Origin of the sequence: Kaistella sp. (genome assembly GCF_032060305.1) — a bacterium.
Taxonomy (GTDB): domain Bacteria; phylum Bacteroidota; class Bacteroidia; order Flavobacteriales; family Weeksellaceae; genus Kaistella; species Kaistella yananensis.
In genome coordinates this window covers 3,770-16,496 of sequence record NZ_DAMBHK010000054.1, presented here as the reverse complement: position 1 = coordinate 16,496, position 12,727 = coordinate 3,770, and the positions used below count along the sequence as shown (strand labels likewise).

The following is a 12,727-nucleotide window of genomic DNA, read 5'->3' as shown; positions in this document are numbered from 1 at the left end:
AAAAAATCCCGAAAATTTCGGGATTGGATTATTTTTAAAGACATTTAAATCTTTCGAAGGTTGCTTTTTCAAGCATTTCTCTGTCGTCTGGGTGCGAAATATCAATCAGTGCTTTCGCTCTCTGTCTTAAACTTTTTCCGTAAAGGTAAGCGGTTCCAAACTCAGTTACGACGTAGTGAATATGCCCCCTTGTAGTCACCACGCCGGCTCCCGGTTTCAGGAAAGGAACAATTCTCGGAACGCCTTTCTTGGTGCGGGAAGAAATCGCAATAATCGGTTTTCCACCATCTGAAAGTGCTGCTCCCCGCATGAAATCCATTTGTCCTCCAATTCCGCTGAACTGGAAAGTGCCGATGGAATCTGCGCAAACCTGGCCTGTAAGGTCGATTTCAATGGCTGAATTAATGGCCACCATGTTTTTGTTTTTCATGATGTTGATGGGATAATTTACGTGTTCCACATCCATAAAAGCAAAGGAAGGATTGTCGTCGATATAATCGTATAATTTTCTTGTTCCGAAAGCAAAGCTGGTAATGGTTCTGTTGGAGTGCGTGCCTTTGTATTTATTCGTAATTACATCGTTTGCCACCAATTCTACAATTCCGTCACTGATCATTTCGGTATGAATTCCGAGATCTTTATGATTATGCAGGCATTTCAGTACCGCATCGGGAATGGTTCCGATTCCCATTTGCAGTGTGGCTCTGTCATCGATGATTTCAGCTACATTTTTTCCAATAAGCAACTCTTCTTCACCTACTTTTGCGCCGTAATCAACCGTAAGCAGCTCTTCTTCATGCCAAACCATTTTATGGATTTTGGTATAGTGAATCATCCCGTCACCATGGGTTCTCGGCATTCTCGGATTTACCTGAGCGATGATGATCTTTGCGGTATCTACGGCGCTTCTTGCAACATCCACAGAGGTTCCCAAGGTACAGTAACCGTGTTGATCCGGTGGAGAAACAGTAACCATAGCCACATCGATAGGCAGCAAGCCTTTTTTAAAAAGCGTAGGTATTTCGCTTAGAAAAACAGGAACAAAATCTCCGCGATCCGAATTTACGGCGTCGCGAACAGGTGTTGAAACGAATAAAGAGTTGATATAGAAACTGCCTTTGTACTGAGGTTTGGCAACTTCCACATTTCCCTGTTGGGTGATGGAGACAAATTCTACCCCTTTAAGCCGTGAGGATTGTTTTGCAAGTTCATCAATTAAAAGGTTGGGAGTACAGGCACTGCCGTGAGAAAATATCCGGTTACCACTCTGAATCATCGAAACTGCTTCTTCGGCACTTACGTATTGAACCATAATATTGAAATTAGATTACTGTTGTTAATTTCATCAAATTTAGCCATTTCAATTAAGATTCGAAATGAGGAAACTCAGTTTTTGAAAATATTTAAAATTTTTTTCCCGGATTAGTATGATTGCGATTTAGGAACTACGCTGGAATTTTCTATACTCCTTTTGTCGCAGATAATTTACTATATTTTAAATGAAAAAAGCTAACGTTATGTTAGCTTTTGATTTATTCCTGAGAACGGTCTTCCAGGTGATTCTCAATATTTTCGAGCCAGGAAGTCTTATAAGTAGGATCTTCTACTTTCAGGGCTTCTTCCGTGAGTTGTAAAGGTCGGAACGGATCTACCATTACCGCGTATTCTTTCGTAAATTTTTTTCCAATACTGCGTTCCATCGCGCCGGGATGCGGACCGTGAACAATGCCGCCCGGATGCAGCGTGAAATCCATCAGATCAATATGATTTCTGCTCATGAAATCACCTTCCGTGTAGAAAAGCACTTCGTCTGAATCGATATTGGAGTGGTTGTAAGGCGCCGGAATGGCCAGCGGATGATAATCGTACATTCTCGCTACAAATGAGCAAACTACAAAATTATGCGCTTCGAAAGTCTGGTGAATCGGTGGCGGAAGATGAACCCTACCCGTAATAGGTTCGAAATTTTTGATATTGAATTTGAAAGGATAGAAAAATCCGTCCCAACCCACGACATCAAAAGGATGCGTTGCGTAGATGAAATCCCAGATTTGGTTTTCCTTTTTTACTTTGATAAGAAAATCGCCTTTTTCATCTTTCGGTTCTACAAAAGTTGGCGTTACGATATCTCTTTCACAAAACGGTGAATGCTCCAGCAGCTGCCCAAATTCGTTCCTGTAACGTTTTGGCGTATAAATCGGTGAATGGCTTTCTAAAATCAGAAAAACATTGTTTTCTGTGTGCAGCTCAAGCTGATAAATTGTACCGCGCGGAATGATAAGATAGTCACCCACACCAAACTCCAGATTTCCAACAAAAGTTTTCAGGACTCCGCTGCCTTCGTGCACGAAAAGCATTTCGTCGCATTCGGCATTTTTATAAAAATATTCGGTGGATTTTCTGGATTTTGAGAGACCCATTTTCAGGTCGTTATTCAGCATAAGAATCTTGCGACTGTCGAGAAAATCGTCTTCAGCGGTAACATTCATTCCCTTAAACATCCTCGGCGTCACATTTTTTCCGACCGCGATTTTAGGCGATACGTCTTTTGGTTCGCTGATGGATTTTATCTGCGTTGGGCGGTGAATATGATAGAGTAGCGAAGAAATTCCGTGAAAACCTTCAGTTCCGAAAAGCTGTTCGTAATAAAAATTGTCGTTTTCGGATTTAAAAACGGTATGTCTTTTCTGAGGAATTTTACCGGATTGGTGATAGCGCATTGTTTTACTTTTTGTTTCAAGGTAAATTTAAATAAATTTTCAGACTTTGAATGAAAGTAAAAGTTGAATGCGTAAAATGCTGGTCAGCAATTATTCGAAACTCATCATCGCTTCGTAGAAATCTTCTTCCATAATACCAAATTGCTGGCAGAGCAGTTTAATTCCATTGATATTCTTTACCAAATTTGCGTCACTGGAACCAAGCGGAATTTCACCCATTTCAGTACTGATGAATATTTTTTCACCTTCAGTTTTAAATTCAGCGTCGGAAAAAGATAATTTCCGGAAATAGTTTTCTGCTTCGTTTATTGCTTCTTCTGCTTTTTCAGGATAAACCAAAACGCCGCCTGCTGTAATGTTTTTAAGAATTAATGACAGGTTTTCGCTGTTCATTTCATCTGAAATCAGCGCAATATTAGCTTTTAAATCTGTAGCCTTCTGAAGGTCCGAAGTTTCTAAAATTACAAAATCGCAATCCGTAGTTTTACTAGTGCCGTTTGCCAGAATATAATCGGTTTTTTTTTCGAAGAAATCGAGGACATGCAAAACCAGTTCGGCGGTTTTAGGATATGAGCTGTAAATTAATACGCGCGTTTTATGTTGTGAATACGCAGTAATTTCTGAAAAATCGGTCATTATTAGCTATCGTTATTTTGCTTCGGCAGTTTTGGAATCAATAAGCTGGCGGAAGGTGTTTGCCACATTTTCCCAACGGCGTTTATCGCCTTCCATGATATGAGAGGCATCTGATTTGCTGGCCGACTGGCTTCCCTTTTTCACAACGATAGAAGTCGAAATATAATCGTAAAGTTTTTTATAATCTTCCTGAATCATTCGGAAATTGTTCTGCTCCAGAACATTCTGTATGTTATTGAGCTCTTCTTTTGAAAGTGTAAAATCTTTTTTAATGTTTTTACCCTGTCCTTCGAAGGAATAATGGGCGTTGTTACCTTTGATCCAAAGGTTTTCGTAAATTGGTGACAAACCGCCGCTGCGGGAATAACTGTAATCGAAATCGGTATATTTTTTCTGTGTCGTACAAGAGGCGAGTGCCAGTAAAACGAAAAATGCAATAAATCTTTTCATTCAGAATTTTTTATGATTTTAAGGTAGATTTCTCTTCAGTTTTTTGAGCTTTTAATTCCTGGTCGTATTCATGTAGAACGTTGAAATCTTCGGTTTGTTCTATCGCGACCATTATTTTTGTTAAAATTGTTTGGGCATCATCATTGTCGTAATCAATATCCAAAGGCTTTTTGAACTCCATGGTTGGTTTCACACCGGTAACTTTTACCCGAAGACCTTTCTTATCGAATGCACGTCGGAATCCATTGATTTTTATAGGAATTACGATGGGGCGTTGGTTTTTCACGAGTTTGGCTGTCCCTTTTCTACCCTGTGCAAATGCGGAGGTTGTTCCCTGCGGGAAAGTAATTACCCAGCCGTTATCCAGCGCTTTCATGATGTTTTCTACCTCGGTTAAATCCACCATTCTGTTTACGTTTGCACCTTCCGACCGCCAGGTTCTTTTTACGGTTACGGCTCCGGCAAGTTTAAAGATTTTAGTCATTAAACCTTTATTCATGGTTTCTTCCGCAGCCACGTAATAAAAATCAACTTTAGGATTCAGTAGATAAACAGGATTTTTTATCGTGTTCAGATAACCGTTGTTCACCGAACAGAATGCGTGATACATGGCGGCTACATCAGCAAAATACGTCTGGTGATTAGAGACAAAAAGTACGTTGGAGTCGGGCAAATCAACCAGATTTTCGGTGCCGGAAATTTTCAGTTTGTTGAAGCCATTGAATCTTCTGTAAGAAACAATTCCTAAAATGAAAATGATTAATCTTTTCAGGAAATAAAGATTGCCAAATGCATCTGTGAAAATATTTTTCTTCGCCATTATCAATTTACATAGACCGCGAATTTACAAATTTTTCATCAATTTGCTGAATTCACTTAAAATCATTGAAGTCGCACCCCAGATAATATATCCGTTGAAATTAATCACCGGAACTTCCACGCCTCTGCTGCTTGGTAAGGCCATCATTTCAGGCTGTTCGGTAAGTTCCAGAATCGATGAAACAGGGAATTCTATTAATTCCACAGCTTCAGCTTCCTGAAGAATGAACTGTGGATTTTTTTTAGTATACGATACAAATGGTCTTACATAAAAGTTACTTGGCGGGATATAAATGGGCGACATTTCGCGGATGATGCGGATGTAATGTTCTTCGATTCCCATTTCTTCTGAGGTTTCACGTTTTGCAGTCTCTTCGAAACTACGGTCGGTTTCTTCTCTTTTTCCGCCAGGAAGAGAGATTTGTCCGCTGTGACGGTCGCGTTCGTTGGTACTCCTTACCATCAGAGGAAAATACCATTCGTTATTTTTAAGATAAAGTACAATGTTTACTGCCGCAAATTTTGGATTTCTGGCTATAATTTCATCGTAAGAAAAAAGCGGACGGTAAGGTGGCGAATAAATCATGTGCGCGTTTTCGCCCAACAGTTCTGCACTTTGAATTTTTTTGATAAGATCTCTCCCGAAAACTTCCATGTCACAAATTTAGGAAATTGAATACTGAAAGTGTTTTAAAAGAAAGTTAAAATTGATTTGAACACTTTTCCTATTGCAGTTTTTGAGCTGATGTTTCTTGGTTTTTAAAATAAGTTAAACTTGTTTTTTGTTTTTCAATCTCAGCCTTAGTTTTACCAGTTCGTACCAAAGGACAGATATTAAACCGATCAGGATGCAAAGTCCAAGGTCATTAGCTGAAAGTCTTTCGAATAAAAAGAATTCAGTGAATGTTGGTACGTAAAGTAAAAGCAGCATTATTCCTGTAGTAATCGAAATAATCAGTAAAATGAGGTTGTTTCTGTAACCTAAAGTCGTGAAGATTGAATAGTAAAATGACCTGTTTTGTAACGTTAAAAATATATTAGCAGCAACCAAAACAGTGAAAACCATCGTGCGTGTATGTGCTTCGTTAAAACCATTCTGTACTGCGTACTGATAGGTAAACAATGTTCCTGCGGAGATAGCCAATCCCTGAATAATGCTTGTAAGCAATTCCCGGCTGTTGAAGAAAGTTGTTTTGAAGGAGCGGGGCTTCTGCTGCATCGCGTTTTTCTCCATCGGTTCATTTTCAAAAACGATAGAGCAGGTGGGACCCATGATTAATTCTAAAAATATAACATGTGCCGGTGAGAAAATATTTGGATAAATCCAACCCAGAACCAGCGGAATGAAAACCGTAAGAATAATCGGTATATGGATCGAAATAATGTACTGAATCGCTTTTTTTAAGTTAGTGTAAATTTTCCGGCCCATGGCGACGGCATCTACCATTTTCGAGAGATCGTCTTCAATCAGGATCAAAGATGCGGCCTGTTTGGCAATTTCCGTACCTCGTTTTCCCATTGCGATGCCGATGTGAGCGGCTTTCAGGGCCGGTCCGTCATTCACACCGTCTCCGGTCATTGCTACAATTTGGTTTTTGGCCTTTAGAGCGTTAATGATACGAAGTTTTGCTTCCGGAAACATTCGTGTAAAAATATTGGTTTCCATTACGGTTTTATGGAGATCAGCATCTGACATCTTCATGAGTTCATCACCACTCATGCTTTTCTCTGAACCTTTAAAATTAATTTGCTTGGCAATTGCTTGTGTTGTGGCAGCATTGTCGCCGGTAATGATTTTTACAGAAATGCCTGCCTGATAGAAATTTTCTAAGACTTTACTGATATTTTGTTTCGGAGGATCATAAAACCCGACGATTCCTAAAAATGTGAAAGGTAATTCCTGCTGATGTTGTGGGTAACTGTCACCTGCGAATTCGCTTTTTGCCACTCCTAAAACGCGGTAACCTTCTTTAGTTATGGTATCAATCGCGTTGATGATTTTCAGTTTTTCTTCGTCAGACAGGTTGCAGACATTAATTATTGCTTCAGGAGCTCCTTTGGTGGCAATCCTCTTTTCACCAGCGCTGTTCCTGAAAATATGTGTCATCATAGGCGGTTTTCCACCCAAAGGATATTCGTGAACCATTTTGAAATGCGGCCGTTCATCTTCGGCTCCTAAATTCCGGTAAGCTTCATGCAGCGCGGTTTCCATAGGATCAAAAGGAATCGGTTCGCTTGCCCACATCGCGAAAGTAATGAGTTCTTTTTCTTTAGCTGTTAATGTTTGTCCGGGTTCTGAAATCTGTTGCATTCCGTGTGCGAAAATTTTAGCTAAACTCATTCTGTTTTCAGTAATTGTGCCGGTTTTGTCGGTGCAGATTACGGTGGCGCTGCCTAAAGTTTCAACGGTTTTCATCTGTTTTACCACAATTTGCATCTTCATAAGCCGCCAGGCGCCAATCGCCATAAATGCGGTGAATGCCATCGGGATTTCTTCAGGCAGAATACTCATTGCTAAGGTTAAGGCTTTCAGCAAACTGTCGAGAATATCATGAGAATTAAAATAGTTGATTCCCCAAACCAAAAGAAATGCGGCAACTCCAGCGATAACCATTTTTTTTACGAAATCATTGATCTGTATTTCAAGCGGAGTTTTTTCTTCCTTAATGTTTTCGAGACTTTTGCCGATTTTACCGAGTTTAGTTTCGTTTCCGATGCTGGTTACCGTTATAATTGCAAGGCCGCTTTCTACAGTCGTGCCCTTGTAAACGAGGTTGTCTTCTTTCATTTTATCTTTATAGACTGCAAAAGATTCTCCCGTGAGAATTGATTCATTAACAGAAAAATCATTCGAATGAACGATGGTTCCATCGGCGACAACCAATGTTCCTTCTTCAATAATCAGGCTGTCGCCAACAACCAGCTCTTCACTGTTGATCTCCACTATTTCTCCGTCGCGAATGACTTTGCAGTTAGGTTGTGTGAAATGCTTAAGCTTTTCGAGCGCATTTCGGCTGCGGGAATCCTGGTAGAGCGAAATCAGCGAAATCACCACAATGGCCGAAACCATAAATATCGCGTCGCTCACCATGCCGTTCACAAAATAAATTAGGGCTGCCACCAGAAGCAGAATAATCATGGGTTCTTTAACGAGGCTTATCAAAGCATCTAAAAAAGTGTTTTCTTTTCTATATTTTAAGGTGTTGTCGCCAAATTTTTTGCGGGCGAGAAGTACTTCTTCAGCTGATAAACCTTGAATGTTAAAATGATTTGCCGGCATAGTTCAGATTTTAAACTGTGGGTGGATAAAACGAACTGTAATTTACGAAATTATCCGGATAAAATTTTAACACAATCCTTTTCGTAATAAAAAAACTCCCTACAGGAGGGAGTTGTAATTTGTAAATGCAAATTTTACGTAAAATCTGCTTTGTATTTTCGGTTTTAATTAGAATAGCTCATAAGCTCTTCTTTCTGGGAGTTGATAATTTTATATTCCAGATATTTAAAGGAATCGCGCGGAATAATAGTGACCCACTTTTTGTATTTCAGATACCATTTTGTCTGTATGCTGACCAAACCTTTGGTAAGATAGGCTTCAACAAAAGGATGTACATGAAGAAAAATCTTTCCTTTTTCTTTCTGAATGAGGCCTTTTATTACTTCTTCCATTCGTTCAACCACTACAATCGGAGCAAGGATTTCCCCGTCGGCATTAGGGTTTTCTTCTTTGGTTTCGATGATGTTTTCCGGGCGGGTTCTTTGTCGCGTAAGCTGAATTAATCCGAATTTACTTGGAGGTAAAATTTTGTGACGGGCTTTGTCGCGGCTCATTTCCTTTTTCAGGTGTTCGTATAAATCCCGGCGGTGATCTGCGTTAATCATGTCGATGAAATCGATCACAATGATTCCTCCCATATCGCGTAATCTTAACTGTCGCGCAATTTCGGTGGCGGCCATTTTATTTACGGTCAGCGCATGTTCTTTGTTTCCGGCACTTCCCGAAGAAATGTTGTTTCCTGAATTTACATCTATTACGTGAAGCGCTTCCGTGTGTTCGATCACTAAATAAGCACCTTTGGAACTTGGAATATTTACATGTTTGCCAAAGCTCTGTTTCAGCTGTTTTTCAACATTGTAATATTCCATCAGCGGAATAGGCTTATCGTAGAACTGAACAATGTTTTTGCGTTCCGGAGCGATGACTTCAATATATGCTTTCATGTCGTCAACCATCTGCTCATCATCACAGATAATAGAAACGAAATCTGCATTGAAGTTATCGCGCAGAATTGCTGAAGCTTTGTCTTCTTCGCTTAAAACCCGGCTTGGAACTTTGTTTTTCTGAAGGTTTTTGAAGGTGGTTTCCCATTTCTGAACCAGTTGGTTCATATCGTTATGCAGTTCAGCTACTTTTTTACCTTCGGCAACTGTGCGGATGATTACGCCAAAACCTTCGGGTTTAATGCTTTCAATTAAAGTCCTAAGTCGCTCTCTTTCTTCACCATTTGCAATTTTTTTTGAGATCGAAACACTTTTATCGAAAGGGATTAAAACGAGAAATCTTCCTGTTAAGGAGATTTGGGTGGATATTCTTGGACCTTTGGTAGAAATAGGTTCTTTGGTAATCTGCAGAATTACGCTGTCGTCTTTTGCAAGTACTTTGTCAATCAGGCCGTTTTTATTGATTTCGGGCTGAACTTCGAAGTTCTTGAGGGAAGAGTTTTGCTGTTTTTTTGAAACAGTATCTTTCAGAAATTTTTTATACGTGAGGAATTGCGGACCTAAATCCTGATAATGCAGAAATGCATCTTTTTCGTACCCGATGCTCACGAAAGCTGCATTAAGGTTGGGCGCGAGTTTTTTTACTTTACCGATAAACAGATCGCCAACTACAAAGTCGCTTTTGTCTTCCTGTTCATGCAGCTCAAAAAGCCTTCCGTCTTCCAGAAGGGCGATTTTAGACCTTTCATCTTCATGTGATATAATAAGTTCTTTCTTCATTCTTGTATTGGGGAATTAAAAAGATTTAGACAAGGGAATTTACAGAAATTCCTGCGGATATTATCTAAAATTTTTAACTGTTTTGGTACTTAAATAATGTTTACCGACTAAGAATGTGTATTTGTGGGGCGTATACCATGCTGCAGCCGGTATAACTAAATCCTTCAATCTGTAGGTTAAATTTTGGGACAAAACAAAAATATAGTCGGTGAAATTTTATAAATATAAAAACACCAACTATATTGTTATATTGTAAATCGCGAATAGATTATTTTTTCTTGTGTCTGTTCGCTCTTCTTCTTTTCTTTCTTTTGTGAGTTGCAACCTTGTGTCTCTTTCTTTTCTTTCCGCTTGGCATAATTTAAAAATTTTTAATTTGTAACTTATATATTCTCTCAGTTAATTATTTAATTGCTACTTTGGTTTTTACCTTCTCAACAAAAGTTTTTGACGGTTTAAAAGCCGGGATATTGTGAGCCGGGATTTCGATTGCTGTATTTTTAGAAATGTTTCTTCCTGTTTTTGCTGCTCTTGTTTTAATAACAAATGAACCGAAACCTCTTAAATAAACATTGTCGCCATTATACATTGAAGTTCTGATCTCCTGCATGAATGCTTCTACAACTTTCTGAGTTTCATTCTTTTCAGTTCCCAATTTATTCGAGATGGTGTTCACCAATTCTGCCTTTGTCATTTCCTTTATTTATTTATATTTTTGGTGTGCAAATATAAGAACATTTTTTGAAAAGTAAAAAACAAAATGCTGATTTTCTTCACGTTGGTGAATTGCTCTTGGCATGGTACAAAATACACGGCAGGGACTTACCGTTCCGAAATACAAATGATCCCTACAAAATCTGGATCTGCGAAATAATTTTTCAGCAAACCAGAATCGAACAGGGTTTGAATCATTATAACAGGTTTATCCATAGATTTCCGGATGTGCAGACTTTGGCTGAGGCCGAAAATGATGAGGTTTTATTATATTGGAAAGGACTCGGTTATTATTCCCGCGCCCTTAATCTTCACAAAGCAGCACTTCAGATCGTACAGGAATTCCAGGGTAAATTCCCGGAAAACTATAACGATATTTTGAGCTTGAAAGGAGTAGGCAAATATACTGCGGCAGCCATTTCAAGTATATGTTTCGGAACAAAGCTCCCAGCGGTAGACGGCAATTTCTACCGCGTATTATCCCGGGTTTTTGCTGATGATTTCGATATTTCAAACTCGAAAGCGTTTTCATACTTTTCTGAACTGGCCTTGAGGATGATGCCTGAAAACGAAGCGGGGCATTTTAACGAAGCCATGATGGACCTTGGATCGGAAATATGCAGACCGAAAAATCCCAAATGTGGGATATGTCCATTAAATAAGGAATGTCTGGCATTCAGTTTAGGAAAAATTCATGAATTTCCGGTGAAATCTAAGAAAGCAAAAGCCACAGATTTGGAACTTAATTATTATTATGTGGAATGCGACGGTAAATTTCTTATCAAAAGAAGAGGCGATGATTTTATCTGGAAAAGACTTTACGAATTTCCTACAGAGGTTCCTGCCGAATTTAAAACAGAAATCGTTCATCATAAAACGGTTTTGCACAAGCTCACGCATAAAAATCTCACCGTAAATATATACAAAGTGATTTTGCATAAAGAAGAGATATTTAAAAATTTCGCTCTGGAAAATGGTTTTATCATTACAGATTTGGAAGAATCTCACCAGAAATCTTTCCCAAAACCACTGGAAAATTATCTGAAATGGATCGAAGATGAAATTTGAATTTAACATTTCACGTATTATGAACTCTAATTACAAAGCAGTTAACCACTGTAACTGTTTAAATGGATTTAGGAATCTTTTAGAATTAAATGATTGATATGCAAAATAAAAAGAAGATTCCTAAATCCTTTTTCCTTAATAAATACTTATTTTTCCTTTAAAGAATTTCATTTTTTGGCAGCGAAATCTCCCTATAAAATTTCAAATCAAATTTGTACTTTTGCGCAATGTTTAAAAAACTCATTTTCACATTTTTAGGATTTTTTTTGTTTTCATGTGCTGAAGAAGCCCAGCCGAAACCTTCGGGCGAGCTCCGGTTAGAATATCCAAAGGCGAAGTACCAGAAATACGTTTCGCCGTGCGGTTTCAGTTTCGAATACTCGGATTTTGCTAAAATTGTAAATGCAAAAAACGACTGCTGGTACTACATTGAATATCCGGAAATGAAAGCCAAAGTCTTCGTCACTTATTTTCCTGTGAAAAATGATTTTGCACTTCATGTAAAGGAGTCTGAGAAGATGGTTTATGAACATACCATCAAAGCGAGCAGCATCGATACGAAATCTTTTAGCTATCCGGAACGCAATGTTTTCGGGAATTTTTACGAACTCAGCGGTCCTACAGCTTCCAATCTGCAGTTTTTTGTTACAGATTCCACAAGACATTATGTAACGGCAAACCTCTATTTCAATTCCAGACCAAAACCCGATTCTCTGGCACCAGCTGTTGCTTATATAAAAAATGATTTACAGCATTTAATCGATACATTTGAATGGAAATAAGTTTCCCCGAAATAAATTAAAAACTTTAAACAAAATATAAATGAAACTATTAGTTGTTGGTTCTGTCGCTTTTGACGCTATTGAAACCCCTTTCGGGAAAACAGATAAAATTTTGGGAGGCGCGGCAACCTATATTGGCATTGCATCTTCTATCCTTAATGTTGAATCCGGTATCGTTTCCGTAATTGGTGGCGATTTTCCGCAGTCGGATCTGGATATGCTTACCTCTAGAGGCGTAAATATTGAAGGAATTGAAATCGTAAAAGAAGGAAAAACATTTTTCTGGAGCGGTAAATATCACAACGACTTAAACTCCAGAGATACTTTGGTCACTGAAGTGAATGTTTTGGAAAATTTCGACCCAAAAATTCCTGAATCTATGCAGGATGCAGAGATTTTGTTGTTGGGTAACCTTCACCCCGGCGTTCAGCTTTCAGTCCTTGAAAGGATGAAAAACCGCCCGAAGCTGGTTATTTTGGATACCATGAATTTCTGGATGGATTCTGCCTGGGATACGTTAATGCAGATGATTGC

11 protein-coding genes and 1 pseudogene are annotated in these 12,727 nt (G+C 38.8%); 3 read left to right on the top strand and 9 right to left on the bottom strand.

Going from position 1 to position 12,727, the window contains the following annotated elements:
* Positions 1 to 34: 34 nt before the first annotated feature.
* From V5N63_RS08465 to V5N63_RS08425, 9 genes are all read right to left on the bottom strand, one after another.
* Positions 35 to 1,312, bottom strand: a complete 1,278-nt coding sequence (locus V5N63_RS08465) for an acetyl-CoA hydrolase/transferase family protein (RefSeq protein ID WP_332023276.1) — start codon at positions 1,310 to 1,312, stop codon at positions 35 to 37.
* Between the two features lie 220 nt (positions 1,313 to 1,532).
* The gene (locus V5N63_RS08460; protein ID WP_332033592.1) at positions 1,533 to 2,720 is read right to left on the bottom strand and encodes a homogentisate 1,2-dioxygenase; all 1,188 of its coding nucleotides are present in this window, start codon (positions 2,718 to 2,720) and stop codon (positions 1,533 to 1,535) included.
* Between the two features lie 90 nt (positions 2,721 to 2,810).
* Complete coding sequence (locus V5N63_RS08455) at positions 2,811 to 3,356, bottom strand: hypothetical protein (protein ID WP_332033591.1); 546 nt, start codon at positions 3,354 to 3,356, stop codon at positions 2,811 to 2,813.
* 12 nt (positions 3,357 to 3,368) lie between these two features.
* Positions 3,369 to 3,806 carry a hypothetical protein gene (locus V5N63_RS08450; protein WP_332019611.1) on the bottom strand — a complete coding sequence of 146 codons (438 nt, stop codon included), beginning with the start codon at positions 3,804 to 3,806 and terminating at the stop codon, positions 3,369 to 3,371.
* A gap of 10 nt (positions 3,807 to 3,816) precedes the next feature.
* Positions 3,817 to 4,626: a lysophospholipid acyltransferase family protein gene (locus V5N63_RS08445; protein WP_265143176.1), complete on the bottom strand. Its 810-nt coding sequence runs from the start codon at positions 4,624 to 4,626 to the stop codon at positions 3,817 to 3,819.
* Between the two features lie 24 nt (positions 4,627 to 4,650).
* Entirely contained in the window at positions 4,651 to 5,280 is a 630-nt protein-coding gene (locus tag V5N63_RS08440; protein WP_332033590.1) for an NUDIX hydrolase, read from the bottom strand.
* A 114-nt stretch (positions 5,281 to 5,394) separates the two neighbouring features.
* On the bottom strand, positions 5,395 to 7,905 hold the full coding sequence (locus V5N63_RS08435) for a cation-translocating P-type ATPase (RefSeq protein ID WP_332033589.1): 2,511 nt from the start codon (positions 7,903 to 7,905) through the stop codon (positions 5,395 to 5,397).
* Positions 7,906 to 8,069: 164 nt separating this feature from the next.
* Positions 8,070 to 9,629, bottom strand: coding sequence for a ribonuclease E/G (locus tag V5N63_RS08430; RefSeq protein ID WP_332021952.1), 1,560 nt, complete (start codon positions 9,627 to 9,629; stop codon positions 8,070 to 8,072).
* Between the two features lie 403 nt (positions 9,630 to 10,032).
* Positions 10,033 to 10,323 (bottom strand): HU family DNA-binding protein, encoded by a 291-nt coding sequence (locus V5N63_RS08425; protein ID WP_088264242.1) that lies wholly within the window; start codon positions 10,321 to 10,323, stop codon positions 10,033 to 10,035.
* A gap of 47 nt (positions 10,324 to 10,370) precedes the next feature.
* Between V5N63_RS08425 and mutY the strand changes: the two genes are divergently transcribed.
* The 3 genes and pseudogenes from mutY to V5N63_RS08410 all read left to right on the top strand — a co-directional run.
* Positions 10,371 to 11,411: an A/G-specific adenine glycosylase gene (mutY, locus tag V5N63_RS08420; protein WP_332033588.1), complete on the top strand. Its 1,041-nt coding sequence runs from the start codon at positions 10,371 to 10,373 to the stop codon at positions 11,409 to 11,411.
* 227 nt (positions 11,412 to 11,638) lie between these two features.
* Complete coding sequence (gene gldD, locus V5N63_RS08415) at positions 11,639 to 12,193, top strand: gliding motility lipoprotein GldD (protein ID WP_332033587.1); 555 nt, start codon at positions 11,639 to 11,641, stop codon at positions 12,191 to 12,193.
* Between the two features lie 40 nt (positions 12,194 to 12,233).
* Positions 12,234 to 12,727 (top strand): annotated as a pseudogene (locus tag V5N63_RS08410) (sugar kinase); the annotation flags it as partial.

Coding starts and splice junctions, on each gene's coding strand:
- V5N63_RS08425 (WP_088264242.1), bottom strand. CDS start 10,323: ATGACAAAGGCAGAATTGGTGAACACCATCTCGAATAAATTGGGAACT.
- V5N63_RS08450 (WP_332019611.1), bottom strand. CDS start 3,806: ATGAAAAGATTTATTGCATTTTTCGTTTTACTGGCACTCGCCTCTTGT.
- V5N63_RS08465 (WP_332023276.1), bottom strand. CDS start 1,312: ATGGTTCAATACGTAAGTGCCGAAGAAGCAGTTTCGATGATTCAGAGT.
- V5N63_RS08440 (WP_332033590.1), bottom strand. CDS start 5,280: ATGGAAGTTTTCGGGAGAGATCTTATCAAAAAAATTCAAAGTGCAGAA.
- V5N63_RS08445 (WP_265143176.1), bottom strand. CDS start 4,626: ATGGCGAAGAAAAATATTTTCACAGATGCATTTGGCAATCTTTATTTC.
- V5N63_RS08435 (WP_332033589.1), bottom strand. CDS start 7,905: ATGCCGGCAAATCATTTTAACATTCAAGGTTTATCAGCTGAAGAAGTA.
- gldD (WP_332033587.1), top strand. CDS start 11,639: ATGTTTAAAAAACTCATTTTCACATTTTTAGGATTTTTTTTGTTTTCA.
- V5N63_RS08460 (WP_332033592.1), bottom strand. CDS start 2,720: ATGCGCTATCACCAATCCGGTAAAATTCCTCAGAAAAGACATACCGTT.
- V5N63_RS08455 (WP_332033591.1), bottom strand. CDS start 3,356: ATGACCGATTTTTCAGAAATTACTGCGTATTCACAACATAAAACGCGC.
- V5N63_RS08430 (WP_332021952.1), bottom strand. CDS start 9,629: ATGAAGAAAGAACTTATTATATCACATGAAGATGAAAGGTCTAAAATC.